At 43.5% G+C, this 18,003-nt stretch carries 14 protein-coding genes; 11 read left to right on the plus strand and 3 right to left on the minus strand.

The window, feature by feature from the left end:
• Window positions 1-2 precede the first annotated feature (2 nt).
• The 4 genes from U5K35_RS18730 to U5K35_RS18745 all read left to right on the plus strand — a co-directional run bounded on the left by U5K35_RS18730 (window position 3) and on the right by U5K35_RS18745 (window position 6,048).
• Window positions 3-551, plus strand: coding sequence for a gamma carbonic anhydrase family protein (locus tag U5K35_RS18730; RefSeq protein WP_322573049.1), 549 nt, complete (start codon window positions 3-5; stop codon window positions 549-551).
• Between the two features lie 304 nt (window positions 552-855).
• Window positions 856-1,992, plus strand: coding sequence for a radical SAM family heme chaperone HemW (gene hemW, locus U5K35_RS18735; RefSeq protein WP_322573050.1), 1,137 nt, complete (start codon window positions 856-858; stop codon window positions 1,990-1,992).
• Between the two features lie 4 nt (window positions 1,993-1,996).
• Complete coding sequence (locus U5K35_RS18740) at window positions 1,997-3,715, plus strand: ATP-dependent DNA ligase (protein ID WP_322573051.1); 1,719 nt, start codon at window positions 1,997-1,999, stop codon at window positions 3,713-3,715.
• Window positions 3,716-3,804: 89 nt separating this feature from the next.
• Window positions 3,805-6,048, plus strand: a complete 2,244-nt coding sequence (locus U5K35_RS18745; protein ID WP_322573052.1) for a tetratricopeptide repeat protein — start codon at window positions 3,805-3,807, stop codon at window positions 6,046-6,048.
• A 3-nt stretch (window positions 6,049-6,051) separates the two neighbouring features.
• Here the strand turns inward: U5K35_RS18745 and U5K35_RS18750 are convergent, their stop codons facing one another.
• On the minus strand, window positions 6,052-7,035 hold the full coding sequence (locus U5K35_RS18750; protein WP_322573053.1) for a hypothetical protein: 984 nt from the start codon (window positions 7,033-7,035) through the stop codon (window positions 6,052-6,054).
• Window positions 7,032-7,469: a hypothetical protein gene (locus U5K35_RS18755; RefSeq protein WP_322573054.1), complete on the minus strand. Its 438-nt coding sequence runs from the start codon at window positions 7,467-7,469 to the stop codon at window positions 7,032-7,034. Before U5K35_RS18755 ends, U5K35_RS18750 begins: the two co-directional genes overlap by 4 nt.
• Window positions 7,470-7,607: 138 nt before the next feature.
• Here U5K35_RS18755 and U5K35_RS18760 point away from each other — a divergent pair, with 138 nt between their 5' ends.
• The gene (locus U5K35_RS18760) at window positions 7,608-9,074 is read left to right on the plus strand and encodes a potassium/proton antiporter (RefSeq protein ID WP_322573055.1); all 1,467 of its coding nucleotides are present in this window, start codon (window positions 7,608-7,610) and stop codon (window positions 9,072-9,074) included.
• A gap of 9 nt (window positions 9,075-9,083) precedes the next feature.
• On the opposite strand, the gene U5K35_RS18765 is transcribed toward U5K35_RS18760, so the two are convergent.
• On the minus strand, window positions 9,084-10,016 hold the full coding sequence (locus tag U5K35_RS18765; RefSeq protein ID WP_322573056.1) for a hydrogen peroxide-inducible genes activator: 933 nt from the start codon (window positions 10,014-10,016) through the stop codon (window positions 9,084-9,086).
• A 99-nt stretch (window positions 10,017-10,115) separates the two neighbouring features.
• Between U5K35_RS18765 and U5K35_RS18770 the strand changes: the two genes are divergently transcribed.
• The 6 genes from U5K35_RS18770 (at window position 10,116) to dnaE (U5K35_RS18795) (ending at window position 18,001) form a co-directional block, all read left to right on the plus strand.
• On the plus strand, window positions 10,116-10,418 hold the full coding sequence (locus U5K35_RS18770) for an acylphosphatase (RefSeq protein WP_322573057.1): 303 nt from the start codon (window positions 10,116-10,118) through the stop codon (window positions 10,416-10,418).
• Window positions 10,419-10,421: 3 nt separating this feature from the next.
• A complete protein-coding gene (gene thpR, locus U5K35_RS18775; RefSeq protein ID WP_322573058.1) occupies window positions 10,422-10,967 on the plus strand; it encodes an RNA 2',3'-cyclic phosphodiesterase in 546 nt (181 codons plus the stop codon).
• Window positions 10,964-11,779, plus strand: a complete 816-nt coding sequence (locus U5K35_RS18780; RefSeq protein ID WP_322573059.1) for an alpha/beta hydrolase — start codon at window positions 10,964-10,966, stop codon at window positions 11,777-11,779. The genes thpR and U5K35_RS18780 overlap by 4 nt, the downstream gene beginning before the upstream one ends.
• Window positions 11,780-12,402: 623 nt before the next feature.
• Window positions 12,403-13,614 carry an ATP-binding protein gene (locus U5K35_RS18785; protein ID WP_322573060.1) on the plus strand — a complete coding sequence of 404 codons (1,212 nt, stop codon included), beginning with the start codon at window positions 12,403-12,405 and terminating at the stop codon, window positions 13,612-13,614.
• A 162-nt stretch (window positions 13,615-13,776) separates the two neighbouring features.
• Window positions 13,777-15,996 (plus strand): DNA polymerase III subunit alpha, encoded by a 2,220-nt coding sequence (gene dnaE, locus U5K35_RS18790; protein ID WP_322573061.1) that lies wholly within the window; start codon window positions 13,777-13,779, stop codon window positions 15,994-15,996.
• Complete coding sequence (gene dnaE / locus U5K35_RS18795) at window positions 15,983-18,001, plus strand: DNA polymerase III subunit alpha (RefSeq protein ID WP_322573062.1); 2,019 nt, start codon at window positions 15,983-15,985, stop codon at window positions 17,999-18,001. Before dnaE (U5K35_RS18790) ends, dnaE (U5K35_RS18795) begins: the two co-directional genes overlap by 14 nt.
• The last annotated feature ends 2 nt before the right edge of the window (window positions 18,002-18,003 follow it).

Below are 18,003 nucleotides of genomic sequence, written 5' to 3' on the forward strand. Positions count from 1 at the left end.
CAATGGTATATCAGTTTTTAGATAAATCCCCTCAATTCGAAGAGTCTGTGTTTGTAGCGCCAAGCGCAGATATAATAGGGGATGTGACTATTGGCAAAGAGAGTTCGGTTTGGTTTAACTCAACCATACGTGGCGATGTCAACTGGATTGAAATTGGAGAGCGCTCCAATATTCAGGACAACGCCTCGATTCATGTAATGAATCAGACCGGTCCTACGAAAATAGGCAATGATGTTACCATAGGTCACAATGCGATGGTTCATGGCTGTACGATCCACGATCGTGTTTTAATTGGCATTCATGCCACAATACTGGATAAGGCGGTTATTGAAAGTGATGTGATTGTTGCCGCCGGAACACTGGTACCTCCCGGGAAGGTGTTGGAATCGGGATATATGTATATGGGATCTCCCGCAATAAAGCACCGGAAGTTGACAGATGAGGAGATCGAGTCTATTCAGACATCAGCAAAAAACTATGTGAAATACCAGCGTACATATCGACAGGTTGATACGTACGATGAAAATCCTTTCTATACACCAAAGCAGTAATTTTTTTAAACCAATGAGCTGTTCATAAAGTGGATATTCGCTTAAAAAAGCTTAAATAATTTTGACATTGAAATCCCTCTCTATTTGATAGAGAGGAGAAGAGCAGATAAGCGCTAACATAATATTTTTGAGTGATGTATTTGAAGATTTCCCCTCCTTCATAAGGAGGGGATTTTACTAATTTCAACTACTTTTCTGTAAAGTTGACGCAAATGAGAATTTAGGGTGAGTTTGATAGAAAGCTCTAAATCTTATTAGTGTTACTTAAATCGCTTTTTTTGACAAACTCTTTTCTTTTCTATGCATGGCAGGAATTTACGTTCACATACCGTTTTGTAAACAGGCGTGCAGTTACTGCGACTTCTACTTCATTACCCGGAAAAAACTGATCGATCCATTTGTTGATTCATTAATCAGAGAGATAAAATCATACCGGGGAACACCTTATTCCAATGAGAAGATTGAAACGATTTATCTTGGCGGTGGGACACCCTCTCAGCTTTCTCCGGATCAAATACAGCAAATATTTGATGCACTGGAAGATACTTTTTCTTTAAAACCGGTTGAGGTGACCATGGAGATGAATCCGGATGATGTTACACCCGACTATTTGAAATCGCTCCTGGATCTGGGTATAAATCGGGCGAGCATGGGTGTACAGTCGTTCGATGAAAAACTGCTTCAGTTTATGCACCGGGCACATACGAAAAGTGAAGCCCTGAAGGCGTTGGAGAGTTTACAAACAGCAGGTTTCCCGACATTTACCGCCGACCTTATTTATGGGAATCCCGGGCAGACACTTGAAATGCTTGATGACGATATTGCTCAACTTCTTCAATTTGATCCGCCACATATTTCAGCCTACTCATTAACTGTGGAGCCTCAGACTCGTTTGGGAAAACAGGTAAAACTTGGAAGAATCTCTCCGCCGGAAGATGAGATGGTGGCAGAACATTTCGACCTGTTAACCGAAAGGTTAAGCAGCGCGGGAATTGAGAGATATGAAGTAAGTAACTTTTCCAAGCCGGGGAAAGAAGCCGTACACAACAGTAACTACTGGCGGCATGAAAATTACCTGGGGCTGGGCCCGTCCGCACATTCATTCTGGCTGCTTGAAGATGGAGCCCTAAGATGGGAGAACCGGTCGGATATCAAAGAGTATATGGATGATTTATCCGGCGGCGGCACAGATCCTGAGAAGCTATCCATGTTCAGTTTGGCAGAAGAGAGGTTGATGCTTGGCTTACGCACCAAATGGGGAGTTGGTTTTGAGGAGCTGAAATCCCGATATGATTATGTGTTAAACCGGGAACAAAGAGCATGGCTGAACTATCAAAGTGAGAAGGGAATGCTGAAAACAGAAGGTGATGTTTTGAGGTTTACATCGGAAGGATTGAAAATAGCAGATCTTTTAATCGTAGATCTGCTCTCAAAAAGTTAAATCTATGAGCACCTCGTTTTTCGAACTATGCAGTACCATTCAGCAGATCCGTGAAACACGAGGTACAAATGCTAAAATCACGATTTTAGCTGATTTTTTATCTGATATAGATACTGCAGAAGATTTAGAACTTGCCGCGCAGTTTATCGGTGAGGGCGCTTTCTCGGCCATTAGCGGAAAACGAGCTTCGGTGGGGAGCAGAACAACAGGACTAGCGGCTTCAGAATTTTGTGAAATTGATTATGACAACGTTTACAAACCGTGCAGAACCGCAACGGGCAGTAATTCGGAAGCAATTGAGAGGCTACTGCAAAATATCCCCGAGGCCATTGAGAAAAGAGATCCGGTAAGTTTATCATTGCAAGAGATGAGCGGGTTGTTTCATGATCTTCTTGAAGTTTCTTCCCGCGTGGATAAAATAGAGCTGCTCCAAAAAATGTGGAGAAAGATGCATCCGGTTGAAGTGAAATATTCCATCCGAATGCTTGGCCAGGGTTCACTTAGAATAGGTTTTGAAACAAGAAGTGTTATAGCGTCTATTGCCAAAGCATTTGGCTACAAAAAAGAGAGCGTTCGCTATGCCCATATGATTATGGGGAGTATTGGGAAGACAGCTGTACTGGCCAAAGAAAACCGATTGGATGAAGCTGAATTTAAACTCTTCCATCCACTGTCGTTCATGCTTGCCTCTCCCATTGAGAGCAGATCTGTTGATACTCTATCAGATTATATTGCAGAGGAGAAGTTTGACGGGATGAGGGCACAGGTTCACCATTCAGAGAAAAAAGTGGAAATCTACTCACGAGATCTAAATGAAATCACCCGATCCTTCCCGGAAATTCAGAATTTTTTCAAAGAGAGAGCACTTCCTGAAATTGTTCTGGATGGCGAAATTTGTGTTTACTACGATGAAAAGATTCAGCCGTTTCAACTGCTTCAAAAGAGAATGGGGCTGAAAAAACCCTCTCGTAAAATATTGAAAGAGTTGCCGGTTCTTTTCATTGCTTATGACCTTTTATATATGGATTGCAGTCCGGTATTTGATTTACCGCTTGAGCAGCGGAGAGACAAGCTCGAAGCACTTTCACAGAGTCATAGAATTCCTTTGTCGAATCAGTTTGAGCTGAATGACTCAGATATTTTGGATGAGCTGTTTGATCGCGCAATTGCTCACGGCAACGAGGGGCTGATGCTTAAAAAACGGGGTTCGGGCTATGAATATGGACAGCGGGGTAAATCGTGGTTAAAAGTAAAAAAACCGGGAGGCACCCTTGATACGGTGATGATGTATGCACACGCCGGAAGCGGGAAAAGAGGTGGTTTATATTCAGATTTTACATTGGGCATTTCGGTCAAGAATGATGAGCGCTACGAAGAAGAGTTTGTACCCATAGGAAAAGCTTACGGCGGCTACACTGATGAAGAGCTGAAAAAGATGAACAGTGAAATTAAGAAGTTAACCGTTGAACGGTATGGCCCAACACTGGGTTTGATTCCCGGACTTATGGTGGAATTGGAATTTGATGACATTCAGATCAACAAAAGAACCAAGGCAGGATATACGCTACGATTGCCCCGATTTAAGCGAATTAGATGGGATTTAAAACCCGAAGATGCGGATACATTGAAAGAGGTTGAGCGATTGTATAAAACAAGAGTAGAAAAAGAGAGGCTTGTTCAGGGAAATAATCCTTCGTTTTATTTCAACTCAAAAAATGATTAGGCGTGAATTTATTTTCTTTTTTATCGTATGCTGTTTTTACAAATAATCTATTATATTAAAAGTATCTAATATAACTAAGTTCTCACTGAATGAGGGTACTGCTCTGCCTGAAAATATTACTGCTTCTACAGTTTCTACAGATTGAGGTTCATGCCCAGCAAACTGAACTGGACAGCCTGCGATCTGCGGTTAACCCCGCTATATCAACTATGGAAACCGTTGAAGCCATTAACGAACTTGGAGAGCAGTTGGTGATGAGGGGAGAGTTTGCAGAGGCTCGTGAGTGGTATCTTCTTGCTTTTCAGGTTGCAGACAGACTGGATGAGGAGAGAGATCAAGCTCAGTTTCAAACACTTGTAAGTTTAGGATCACTTTATCTATCCAAAGAAAAACCCGATTCTGCTCTGATTATGCTTGATCAGGCAGGGTATCTCGACGTTCCTGCTGAAAGCATGAATACGCAAAAAAACCTGAAGGCGGTCGCACTTCAAATGACCGGTCAGCTAGTGCTCTCATCCAATCTGTATGAGGAGGCTATTCATGTGGCAGATTCTTTAGATCTGGAGAAACAGCTGGCTGGATTGAGAATGAACCTCGCTTCAGTTTACTCTTCGATGGGTGAGCAGATTGAGGCGCTCAGAAATTATTATGACGCTCTTGTATTTGCGGAAGATGTGCAGGATTCAGTTTTGATTGCCATTACATCAAACAATATTGGCAATCTCTTCAATGAAATGGAGGATTATGATCAGGCCGAATTTTACCTGGACAAATCGGAACAGATCAGCAGAAATATTGGTCATCAGATAAATTTACGCCGGGTTTTTGTAAATAAGGGCAATCTCTACTCAGGACAGGGTCGCTACGAATTGGCGGAAGAGTACTACACCGAAGGACTGAACTTAGCTGAGGCTGCAAATGATCGTTTAGCAGAAGTTCGAATCTATTACAATCTGGCCAGAATGGAAGCGCAGCGGGGTGACGTGGCCCGGGCTGAAGAGATTTTCCAATTTACACTGGAAGAGAGTGTCAGATTAGGAAGTGTGGAAGGACAATACAACAGTGCGATCAGCTTGGGTGATCTGGAGGCTGAAAGAAATAATTACGGCGGAGCAGCTCGGTGGTATGCCAGGGCTCAATCTATTGCAGAGGAGAGAGGATACAATGGGCTTCAAACGGAATCGTACAATAAGCTGTATGAGATCTATAAGAGTGCTGGAAATACAACACAAGCTTTACAGTGGCTGGAGCGGTTAAATGAACTTGAAGATTCTTTGGCATCTGAAGAGAAGCTCCGGTTACAGGCGGAATACGAAACACTTTTTAATATTCGAACCAGGGAGCAACAGGCCGAAATTATTGAGGCCCGTCAGCAGGAAATTCAGGCTCGCGTAAATCTACAGCAATGGCTCATTGTTTTTGCGTTCTCACTTGGAGGGTTTTTACTGGTAGTGGCATTTGTCCTTAATAAATCAAACCGGAAAGTGAAAGATGTTAACGCTGATCTTGAGGAGTCCAATCAGAAAATCCGGGAGGTAAACAAGACCGTAAAAGAGCAGAATGATGAACTTGAGCAGGTAAATCAGGTTAAAAATAAGCTTTTTGCCATTGTTGCCCACGATTTACGAAGTCCTTTGAGTTCACTTCAAAGCCTGATCTATCTGATCAGGGAGCACGACCTGTCTAAAGCTGAAAGGGATAATATCCTCGACTCACTGGATCAGAATATTCAGGACAATTCCAACATGATGGATAATCTGCTGGCCTGGGCAAAAGCTCAGATGAACGGTGTTCAGCTGAATAAACGTGTTTTTGAATTTTCGGAGGCAGCAAAAGCTGTTACTGAACAAGTTCGGTTTCAGGCAGAGAACAAAGGAATTTCAATACAGACAAAGGTCGTTGACGATCTGACTGTAAAAGCAGATTACGATATTGTGAAGCTTGTTTTACGAAACCTGATTGCGAATGCGATTAAATTCAGCAAAGAGAATGATACGATTACGGTGAGTGCCGTCAGAACTGAACAGTATGCAGAAGTTCAGATTATTGACGAGGGAATGGGAATCAAGGCGGAAGATCAGTCGAAATTGTTCGGCAATGAGCACTTTACAACCCGCGGTACGAAAAACGAAAAAGGCAGCGGGTTAGGGCTGAATTTAAGTAAAGAGTATATAGAAGAGCACGGCGGTGAGCTTTGGTTCGAGAGCGAGTATAAAGTGGGTACCACATTCTTTTTTACGCTTCCGTTAGCAGATGAGCATTCCGATGAAACGGACGTGTCGGACAATCATTCAGATGTAGAAGAAAGAGAAACTGTCGATCAAACCGGCTGATAGCTAATCCTCGGCTTCATACTCAAAGTTCATAAAAGAGCTTTCAATTCCTTCCTTATCCAAATAGTGCTGAACAACATCCGGGTTTGGGGTATGCGTTACGTAAACTTTTTTGGGTGATAGCTCCTTGCAGAACCGGATCAATTCAAAAAAATCGAGATGATCGGAAAGAGGAATGAGTTTATCTGCGGTGAGCTGGGATCGCCTGGACTCGTTTGATGCCCATCCGGAGCAGTAAGCCACTCTGGTTTTTGAAACATTGGAGGCGAATCCTTTTGATAATGCCGATGAAGGCGTGACTAAAATATTTCCCTCACACTCTTCGCGAACGTAAGTGGAGTAGTTTCCAAGATCAATTCCATGTTTCTCGTAAACATCACACAGTTTGTATCCGGCTCCGTGTATCATCAGGGGGAGGTTTAACGGAGCGAGCATATGCATGATTTCCTGCGCTTTTCCCAGATTGTATCCCAGAAAGATCGGCGTATAGCCTTCGTCAAGAGATGCAACTGCAAAATCTTGGATCTCTTTTTTAAGCTCATCAAGTGGTTTCCAGCGGTAAATGGGCAGACCAAATGTGGCTTCAGTAATCAGCAGGCCAACCTGATCCGGCGCGTCAAATCCCTCCGTGGCAGGTGATGGTGGTGTTTTGTAGTCGCCGGTGTATAAAATGGTACCCTGCTCAGTTTCCAGGTAGATCATGGCAGATCCCAAAATATGGCCTGCGGGATATAATGTGGCACGAAACCGATCTGATTCAAACGGTTGGTGAAACTCTAAGACGTTTCTTTCTCCTCTAAAACCTCTGCGCTCCATCAGATCCAGAGTGGCAGCAGTAGCATAGGCTTTGGTATTTTTGTTACGTGGCATGTGGTCGGCATGAGCGTGACTCACAAAAGCGTAGTCAGCGCTGGGATGATAACCGTCGAGAGATACACCAAGCTCCGGGAAATAGAGTCCGTGATAGCCTGTTTTTTTAATAATCATGATAGAATTGCGGAACGTTCAAGGAGTACATAGCTCAATAAAAACAGAACAATTCCGATCGAAATCATATTGGCGGCAACAAACCGGATTTTTCGTTTTAAAGTATCTTTGTTTTCAAGAATTGCCTTTGATGTTTGTTGCCAGACCAAAATGAGCTGACCTGCAACAAAGATGATCAGAAGAGCCCAAAGTGAAAACAGAAGCTCAATCCAGGAAAAAGGAATAAAGGAGAGGAAAAGCCCGGGCAGGGTAAAAAGCAGGAGGTATTTTAAAATTTTTTTCCATGACGGTGGAGGAGTCTCATTCTCTGCAACAGAAAGTAAGTACTCTTTCATACGTTCTGTTTTAAAGAGTAGAAAAACTCCGTAGCTCATCAATAAAGCGCCGAGAGATAAATAAAAAGCCAAAAACCACTGTGTTGAGAAGTTTTCCATGTACTACTGCTTTTAAATAAAATGATTGGATATGGTAATCGGGTGTAAATGTAGAGAATATTTCTTGTTTTCACAGAAAAAGCGGACTGAATTTATATCTTTATGGCTTGTAGAGATTTTAACCGATAAACGAGAATAATGGTCACAGATATCTACCTATTAATTGGAGCAGTACTGCTTCTTGTCAGTGTGTTGGCAAGCAAGCTCTCCATTCGATATGGGATACCGTCGCTTCTTCTCTTTCTGGGAATTGGTATGGCGATTGGGTCCGACGGGCTGAACTGGATCTACTTCGATGATCATCAGTTGGCACAGTCACTCGGCATTGTGGCTCTTGCCTACATTTTGTTTTCAGGCGGTTTGGATACAAACTGGAAAAGAATTCGGCCGGTTCTCAATCCTGCGCTTTCCCTGGCTACATTGGGCGTTTTGATCAGTGCCGCCGTGATAGCGCTATTTGCAGTTTGGCTGCTGAACTTTACATGGATTGAAGGGATCTTACTTGGGGCAATTGTTTCTTCTACGGATGCTGCAGCTGTATTCTCAGTTTTGAAGTCGAATGGAATGGGCTTCAAATATCGCTTAAAAGAGCTGATTGAGCTGGAATCCGGGACGAATGATCCAATGGCGATATTCCTGACCATCGGACTGATTTCAATTTTAGGAAACGACCAGGCAGGCTGGTTCAATTTTATACTGCTGTTTATTACACAGATGGGATTTGGTGTTCTTTTCGGTTTTGTGTTCGGAAAATTGTTTACATGGGTCGTCAACAAAATTGATTTAGTCTACGATGGACTCTATCCCGTTTTGATGGTGGGGCTGATCTCGTTTGTGTATGCCGTAACTGACCTCGTAAACGGCAGCGGATTTTTGGCCGTGTATATCGTAGGTGTGGTGATGTCGAGCTCCGGCTTTGTTCACCAGCGCAGCCTCACTAACTTTTTTGACGGGGTAGGCTGGCTGAGTCAGATTGTGATGTTTCTGATGCTGGGGTTGCTTGTTTTTCCAAGTCAGGTTTTGCCGGTTGCCGGGGTAAGTATGCTTATTGCCCTGGCGCTGATTTTCGTTGCTCGTCCGCTCAGCGTATTTATTTCATTGCTGTTTACCCAATACAACCGCCGGTCCAAGCTTATGGTATCGTGGATCGGTTTGAGGGGTGCCGTGCCGATTATCCTGGCAACCTTTCCGTTGGTTGCCGGATTGAATAATGCTGATCTGATTTTCAGTATTGTCTTTTTTGTTGTGCTTACGTCTGTTCTCATCCAGGGGACAACGATACCTCTTGTAGCAAAGTGGCTCCATGTAAACCTGCCGTTTACCAAACAGACCCGTTATCCAATTCAGTTTGAGCCGGATGTAGATACAAAGAGTGCTCTAAAAGAGATTATTGTTCAGGATGATTTCAGGATTGTAGGACAAAAAATCGTAGATCTTCACCTGCCTGAAAATGTGTTAATTGTACTGATTAACCGGGAGGGAAAGTTTTTAGTACCGAAGGGTAGTACAATTATTCAGTCGGAAGACAAACTGCTTTTGCTGGCGAGTAAGTCGGAGCTGGATGATGCCAGGAAAATTTTAAATCGCCCCAAACTGCAAGAGTGAATTGGTGACTTACTCAATCAGAACCCGTTCATTACCTTCTTTCAGTTCGGCCGGAATGGAGTTACAGATTGAATCTTTAAATGCCTGAATGATCGTTTTCTTCAAATGTTTTCTGCCATAGATCAGTCGAACTTTTCTTGATGGAACCGGCGTTTCAAACTCTTTGATAATGGCGTTAGAGCAGGAATCTTTGTGTTCGCTAATGGCGGTCCATGGAAGGAGAGTCATTCCAAAATTCTGTTCAACAAGACGTTTTAACGTCTCCAGGTTTCCGCTTTTAAATTCAACAGATGGCTCCTTGTGATCTTTGATCTCTTTACAAAGCTGTACAGCCTGATCCCGGAAACAGTGTCCCTCGCTTAAGAGCCAAATGTTTGCTAAGTCGAGATCTTCGATAGTCAGCTTCTCTTTTTCAATAAGAGGATGACTGTGCGAAAGATATCCCACGAATGGTTCTACATAGAGATCTTCCGTATAGATGAAGCTTTTTTCGGTAGGTGTGGCAATGATTCCCGCATCCAATTGATCATTCCCCAGTTTATCCAATACCTCACTGGTGATCAGTTCTTCAAAAACGAGATCTACATTTGGATATTTTTTTATGAATGACCGAATAAAAAGCGGAACCAGATATGGAGCAATGGTTGGAATTATGCCTACCTTAAATTTCCCCTGTAGTTCATTCTCTTTAAAGTTGGCAATATCGGATATCTGCTTTGATTCATTAAGGATGATTTTCGCCTGTGATATAATCTTCTCTCCAATTTCCGTAGGTATGACAGGCGATTTAGATCGATCAAAGATAGTAACACCCAGTTCATCCTCAAGTTTATGAATCTGCATACTCAAGGTAGGCTGTGTGACGTAGCTCTTTTCTGCAGCTGTTGCAAAATGTCTGTATTTGTCTACTGCAATGATGTAAGATAGTTGTGTAAGCGTCATGGATTTAAAATCTTTCAGATAGAAAACAGATGGATATTCTTAAGCTGTTATATTGTTATAAGATCAAATAAAAGATGATCATTACCAACCAAACAGATTATGGTGACTGATAAATATATGAATTTAAAAGAAATGAAATTAATGATCTCCGGAAGAGTTCAGGGAGTGGGGTTTCGCCACTATACACGAACAAATGCCGGCGAACTCGGGATCAAGGGCTGGGTTCGTAATCTCGACAACGGAGATGTTGAAGCACTTTTACAGGGACCGGAGGAGAAGTTAAATTTAATGCTCGAAAAGCTAAAAAGCGGACCAATGCCTGCTCGCGTTGATAATATTGATATTGTTGAAGAGAAAGAAAGCCCGGAAAAAGAAGAAAAAACGTTTCGCGTTGTGCACTGATCTATGAGCAGATATTTTGTCTCCATATCACTACCGGCGGATCTCCAGAAAAGTATGGATCAAATACTTCCTGAAAGCAGATATTGGAGAAAAACTGATCCAAGACAGTTACATCTTACGCTGAGATATATCGGGGATGCGGATGCCGGCGTGTTAAAAGAGCTGGAGGATAAATTGGCAAAGTTCGATATCCCGGAGTTTACACTCAGACTTCGGGATATCGGGTTTTTCCCAAAGAGAGGGACGGTTCGTGTTATCTGGCTGGGAGCGGAAATATCATCAACGTTGATAGAGCTTCATGATTTTGTAGATAAAGCGGTGTCCGAAGTTACAAACAGTGAAAGCGAACATTCATTTACACCTCATGTAACATTGGCGCGGGTTAAGGGGAGGGTAAAAAAAGAGAAACTTCTGACCGTAATTCCTGAAATTGACGATTCTTTTGAGTGCCGGATACAATCATTTCAACTGATGGAAAGCAGACAGGGAAAAGGTGGAGTGGAGCATTTGCCGGTTAGAACCTATCAACTGAACCCTAAAAGAAAATGATGAACGTGCTGTTTAAAATATTAATTGCCCTTGCCGGGATATACCTTTTTCTGATACTGCTTCTGTACATGTTCCAGGGGCAGATGCTTTTTTTACCGGAAAGGGAGCATTTTCGATCGCCGCAGTCGATGGGACTGGAGTCTGAAGATGTGTGGGTTGAAACGAGTGACGGCAAACGGATTCACGGCTGGTACTTTAACAAAGAGGGCGCTAAGAAGGTAGTTGTGGTATCCCACGGGAATGCAGGAAATATTAGCGGCAGGCTGGAGATTGCAGAGATGCTTTTGGATTTAGGTGTGTCCGTTTTGATGTACGACTATCGGGGGTATGGAAAAAGTGAAGGCCGACCATCAGAAAAAGGACTATATAAGGATATCGAAGCCGTAATTGGATTTTTGACGGAGCAAAAGAATTACCGGGAAAATCAGATTATACTGTATGGACGATCGCTTGGCGGTGCGGTTTCTGCCTACGGAGCGTCAAAATATAATGTTGGAGGATTGGTTTTAGACTCTGCTTTTCAAGACTTGAAAACGATGGCTTCGGATATTTATCCGATTGTGCCGTCATTTTTGGTGAGATATAACTTTTCTGCCATCAACTATCTCAAAAGCATTGAGAACATTCCTGTGCTGATTTTACACAGCCGGGATGATGAAATAGCGGGCTTCCATCATGGTGAAGCGCTATACGAAGCTGCCTCAGAACCGAAAACATTTGTTCCTCTCCGCGGCGGACATAATGATCTCTTTTTCACTTCAAATAATACCATTAAGCGAAGCTGGAGGGAATTTCTTGAAGAGCTGGACTAATAATGTCGATTAAGTCTTATGTATTACTTTTAGGCCGAGAAGAAAGCTTCACAAAGCTTATCCACAGAATGATTTCTCGAGGCAGGAATGGGAATGATGTCTTCCGTATGTGTTTTGCCCGCTAATATTGTAAGGCTGTAAGCCTTATCCATCTCAGCCCGGGGCAACGCCCCGGTCTAATGACGCCCATGACTATCTTCAAGGCTGAAAGCCTTGAAGAGGTCACTCTTCAGATAGAACGTCACATTCATTTTATTTATCTAGAAGAATATGAAAGAGTATAATGTGGTGAGATAGAACCTAGACCATTTAAAAAGGCTACCTGTAGCAGGCATTCAGCCTGCTGTCTGATTTGCGAATCTGTTAGCCTGAGGCGATGCCTCAGGTTGGGTTGTATTAGGCTTTCAGCCTTTTCTTTTGATATGAGTTGATTGGTTATCAAGGTGAATCAATAGAAAACCAAAAAGGATTGAATTCCTGTTGGGTTGTAATTTAAATTTCTCCTTTCATAGTGGGCCAGTGGTGCATTCTGCAGCAGTCACTCAATAGTTATTGTTTACTAAACAACAAATTTATTGTTTAGTAAACAACATAAATGTATTTTAGTATCAAACACTATTGCTATGGTACTAAAATCAGTATTAAAAGAAGTAGCTGAAGCACAAAAAGAAAACCTGTTAAAATTAAGTACAGGTTTAAAGAGGCATAAACTGGATAAAATGCCTGAACTGTCTTCACACGCTTTGGTTATATCGGGAATAAGGCGGTGTGGGAAAAGTACGCTTCTGCATCAGTTGCTTAAACAGAGGTACCAAAATGGGTTTTATCTGAATTTTGAAGACCCACGGCTGTATGAATTGGAGTTGAATGATTTTACACGACTCGATGAAGTGATTGCTGAAGTGGAAAGTGCTGCACTTCTTTTTGATGAGATCCAGGTTGTAGAAGGTTGGGAACGGTATATACGTCAGAAGTTGGATGAGGGTTTTAAAATCATCGTAACCGGCTCTAACGCATCGCTTCTTAGCAGTGAATTGGGTACTAAATTAACAGGCCGGCATATCACCAAAGAGTTATTTCCATTTTGCTGGAAGGAGTTTTGTGAAATTAAATCAACAGAACCTTCTGAAGAATTATTAATGAACTATATGGAAATAGGTGGTTTCCCGGAATATGTGAAAAGTGAGAATGAAGATATCTTACACCAGCTTTTTGAGGATATCCTTGTTCGGGATATAGCCGTTCGATATGGAGTCAGAGATGTGAAAACACTCCAACGTCTGGCTCTCTATTTAATATCGAATGTGGGTAACTTGGTCACCGGAAATAAGATGAGGAGTCTGTTTGGAATTGGCGCTACAAGCACTGTAATGGAATATTTTTCTTACCTGGAGCAAACTTGGCTGCTGCATTTTATTCCCAAATTTAGTTATTCAGTTCGCAAGCAATCTGTCAATCCCCGAAAAGTTTATGCAATAGATACAGGATTAGTTAATGTGAATTCTAAGTCATTTTCGGGCGATTATGGACGGATATTAGAAAATCTGGTATATCTCCATCTTCGCAGAAAACATAAGGAGATCTATTATTTCTCTGAAAAGGGTGAATGTGATTTTGTAGCCGTTGAAAATGAAGAAGCAACTGAAATTATACAGGTTTGCTACGAACTGACTCCTGATAATCTAGACCGAGAGCTAAATGGATTATTCGAAGCTCTTGTCTTTTTTGAAAAGGAAGAAGGTTACATCATAACCCAAAACCAAAGCGATCGATTTGAACGAAATGGGAAAGTAGTAAAGGTTCTGCCGTGTCATCACTACTTTCTTGAAGGATAGCGGTTGAATAGCGAACGACCTTGTTGAAGAGGTATATGCAATAAAGAAAAGTAGAACCAAAAAGGATTGAATTTCTGTTGGGTTCTAATTCAAACTTCCCTGTTCGGTTAGTATATTCAATCCACGAGATGTAAGCCAAACCGTTTGACATAGACCCCATATATGTATCTGATTTTTGATACCGAAACCACCGGCCTTCCCCAGAACTATTCAGCTCCGCTGACCGATTTTGACAACTGGCCACGCTGTGTTCAGCTTGCCTGGCAGGTTCATGATGTAACCGGAAAATTGATCTCTTCGGGAGACTATATCGTTAAACCCGATGGATTTACGATCCCTTTTAATTCCGAAAAAGTTCACGGTATTTCAACGGAGCGCGCTCATGAAGAGGGAATTCCTCTGAATGAGGTCATGGATATCTTCAGCCGGGATCTTGAAAAGTGCACATTTGTAATTGGCCACAACCTGGAGTTTGATCTCAACATTATGGGATCGGAGTATCTCCGGATGGAACGGGAAAATCCGCTGACTCAAAAAGTGCCGATCGACACGAAAGATGAGTCGACCGAGTACTGCGCAATTCCGGGTGGGCGGGGCCGATATAAGTGGCCGACTCTTGCCGAGCTACACGATAAACTTTTTGAAATCGGTTTTGAGGAAGCGCACAACGCTGCGGCCGATGTAGACGCTACAGCCCGAGCATTTCTGGAATTGGTTCGGATTGGCGTAATTCGACCGAACCATCCCAAAGATCCGTCACAGTCACCGGCAAATCCGGCTCAAAAAATTGATGAGTCTCACTACATGCCCAAGGTGGATGAACTCCGCAGCAGGGGTGTAACCGGCGAGGAGGACGAACGATCCTCCGCAATTGATCTTCCCAAAGAGTCAGCCGGAGAAAAAGTGGACTCACTGTTCACACAATTGCATAATCACTCCAAATTCTCTGTTCTTCAGGCCGCTTCAGGTATGAAGGATCTGGTGAAAAAAGCAAAAGAGGACGGCATGCCGGCTGTGGCACTGACCGATCTGGGAAATATGTACGGTACGTTTCACTTCACGAAAGCGGCGTATGCGGAAGGGATAAAGCCGATTATCGGTCTGGAGGCCTATTTTGTTGAAGATCGAAATCAAAAGAAATTTACCCGCGATCATAAAGACAAGCGGTATCAGCAGGTTTTTCTTGCCAAAAATATGCAGGGATATCGAAATCTGGCAGAGATGTGCTCTCTCGGTTTTATTGAGGGGTACTACTATAAATTTCCCCGAATTGACCGGGAACTGGTGGAAAAATACCGCGAGGGCTTGATCGCCACGACCGGCGGTCTGCTGGGCGAAGTTCCTGATATGATTCTGAACCGTGGCGAAGAGGTAGCTGAAGAGGCTTTAAAATGGTGGCATGAGCTGTTTGGAGACGATCTCTACATCGAACTGATGCGTCACGGTCTTGAAGAGGAAGAGCGCGTGAACAGCGTTCTGCTGAAATTCGCCAAGAAGTACGGTATTAAGGTGATTGCCACCAACAATACGTTCTATATGGAGAAGGAGGATGCCAAGGCGCACGACGCCCTGCTCTGTATTGATAACAATGATTCGATCTCAACGCCGATTGGGAAAGGGCGTGAGAAACGATTCGGTTTCCCGAATGATGAGTTTTACTTCAAGACCCAGGAAGAGATGAAGGCTCTTTTTGCGGATGTGCCCGAGGCGATCTCCAACACGCAGGAAGTAGTGGATAAAATTGAGGAGATCAAACTGGAGCGGGATGTGATTCTTCCCAATTTCGCCCTGCCTGAGGGTTTTGAGACGGAAGATGACTATCTGCGTCACCTGACCATTGAAGGTGCTAAAAAGCATTACGGTGAGCTTGATGATGAAGTGATGGATCGAATCAATCATGAGCTCAACATCATCAAAACAATGGGCTTTGCCGGATACTTCCTGATCGTTCAGGATTTTATCAGCGAAGCGAGAAGTATGGGCGTGTATGTGGGGCCCGGACGAGGTTCCGCTGCAGGTTCGGTGGTGGCGTTCTGCACGGGTATTACCAACATTGATCCGCTGAAGTATGATCTTCTTTTTGAGCGTTTCCTCAATCCGGAACGTGTGTCGATGCCGGATATCGATATCGACTTTGATGACGACGGCAGGCAGCGCGTCATTGACTATGTAGTGAATAAGTACGGAATTGATCAGGTTGCGCATATTATCACGTTTGGTACGATGGCCGCGCGTTCATCAGTGCGGGATGTTGCTCGTGTGCTCGATCTGCCCCTGGCTGATGCGGATCGCATTGCAAAGCTGGTTCCCGAAACGATCGGGATTTCACTGGAAGATGCATTCAAGGAGGTGAAGGAACTTACGGGATTTGAAAGAGTCTGACTCTCTTGAAGGCCGAACACTTCAGATGGCGGAAACATTAGAGGGATCCGTTCGAAATACCGGGATTCACGCTGCGGGTGTGATCATCGCTCCCGATAAGCTGACCAACTACATCCCGATTGGGACAGCCAAGGATGCCGAACTGTATGTGACCCAGTTTGACGGCAAAGTAATTGAAGACGCCGGAATGCTGAAGATGGACTTCCTCGGATTGAAGACGCTCTCCATTCTGAAAACAGCGATTGGCTATGTGAAGGAGAATCACGGCAAGGAGTACAATCTGGATGATATCCCGCTGGATGATGAGAAGACCTTTGAGATGTTCAAGAAAGGAGCAACCGTCGGAATATTTCAGTTTGAGTCGGACGGGATGCGCAAATACCTCAAACAGCTTAAGCCGTCGAAAGTGAATGATTTGATTGCTATGAACGCTTTATACCGTCCGGGACCGATGCAGTTTATTCCGGATTATATTAAGCGGAAGCATGGCGAGGAAAATGTAGAGTATGATCATGAAGATCTGATCGATATTCTGGAGCCGACCTACGGTATTATGATCTATCAGGAGCAGATCATGATGGTGGCGCAGCGAATGGGCGGTTACTCACTCGGTGAAGCGGATGTTCTCCGCCGGATCATGGGTAAGAAGAAACCGGAACTGCTTCCGCCTGAAGAGGAGAAGTTTGTTAGTCAGGCTGTGGAGAAAGGGTACGACAAGAAAACCGCCAAAGAGGTTTTTGATAAGATGGCGATGTTTGCCGGCTACGGATTTAACAAATCGCACTCGGCGGCCTATTCGGTTGTGGCCTATCACACCATGTATTTCAAGGCGAATTATACCGCAGAATATATGGCTGCTGTGTTGAGCCATAACATGAACGACATCAAAAAGGTGAGCTTCTTTATTGAGGAGTGTCAGCGAATTGGAATTCCTGTTGACCCACCCAATGTAAATTCCGCTGAAGGAAAGTTTGTAGCCAAAGACGGCAGGGTTCAATATGGACTCTTGGCAATTAAGGGTGTTGGCTCCAATGCTATTGAGGAGCTGGTGAAAGAGAGGGATAAAAAAGGAAAATTCTCTTCCATTTTTGATTTTTCATCCCGGATTGATACCCGTGTTTGCAACAGAAAAACCATGGAGAGTCTTGCACAGGCCGGCGCGTTTGATTCACTGCATCAAAACCGGGCACAGCTTGTGGCGAGTATTGACGATGTGATTAATTACGCTTCCCGCAAACAGGAAGAGGAGCGACTAAACCAGGTAAGTCTGTTTGGTGAATCATCGGGTGGAGGAATGGGCGGAGAACCCAACCTGAGAGAGTGTCCGCAGTGGACCAATATTGAACGTCTTAATAAAGAGCGGGAGCTGATTGGGTTTTATCTGAGCGGTCATCCGCTGGACAAGTTTAAGGAAGATGTGCGTCTTTTTGCTTCCCATTCATTGAATGTGGAAGAGTTGTCCAAATTGGGAGATCGAGAAAAAGTAAGAGTGATAGGAATCATCACATCTGTTAGAAGAATTAGTGATAAAAAAGGGCGCCCGATGGCATTCGCACAAATCGAGGATCTTGAAGGAAGTACAGAGGTTCTCATTTTCAGTGAAGTGTACGACCGTCACCAGGGATTAATTGCCCCGGATACAGTTTTGATGCTGGAAGGTAATCTTTCCAAAAGGGATGAGCCGCCAAAAATTATGGCTTCGTCGATGGAAAGGGTAGAAAACCTTCGCGAAAAGTTCCAGGCCCAGCTACAGCTCAATATCGATTTGAAAACTGCTGAAATATCAGAGGATGACCTGACGGAAATGGCAACTCTATTTAGTATTCATAAAGGTGAAACACCGATAAAGCTGATGGTTCGGAGTTTAAAAGCAAAAAAACCGCTTAGAATGAATGTGAGGAAATATGTTGTAGAACCGAATAACGAGCTTTTAAACGGGCTGCGAACAATCCTGGATAAGGAATCTGTTCAATTAATTAAGAACAACGGTGCAAACGGAACGTAAAC

This window comes from Rhodohalobacter sp. (assembly GCF_034521535.1).
In the GTDB taxonomy this organism is placed as follows: Bacteria; Bacteroidota; Rhodothermia; order Balneolales; family Balneolaceae; genus Rhodohalobacter.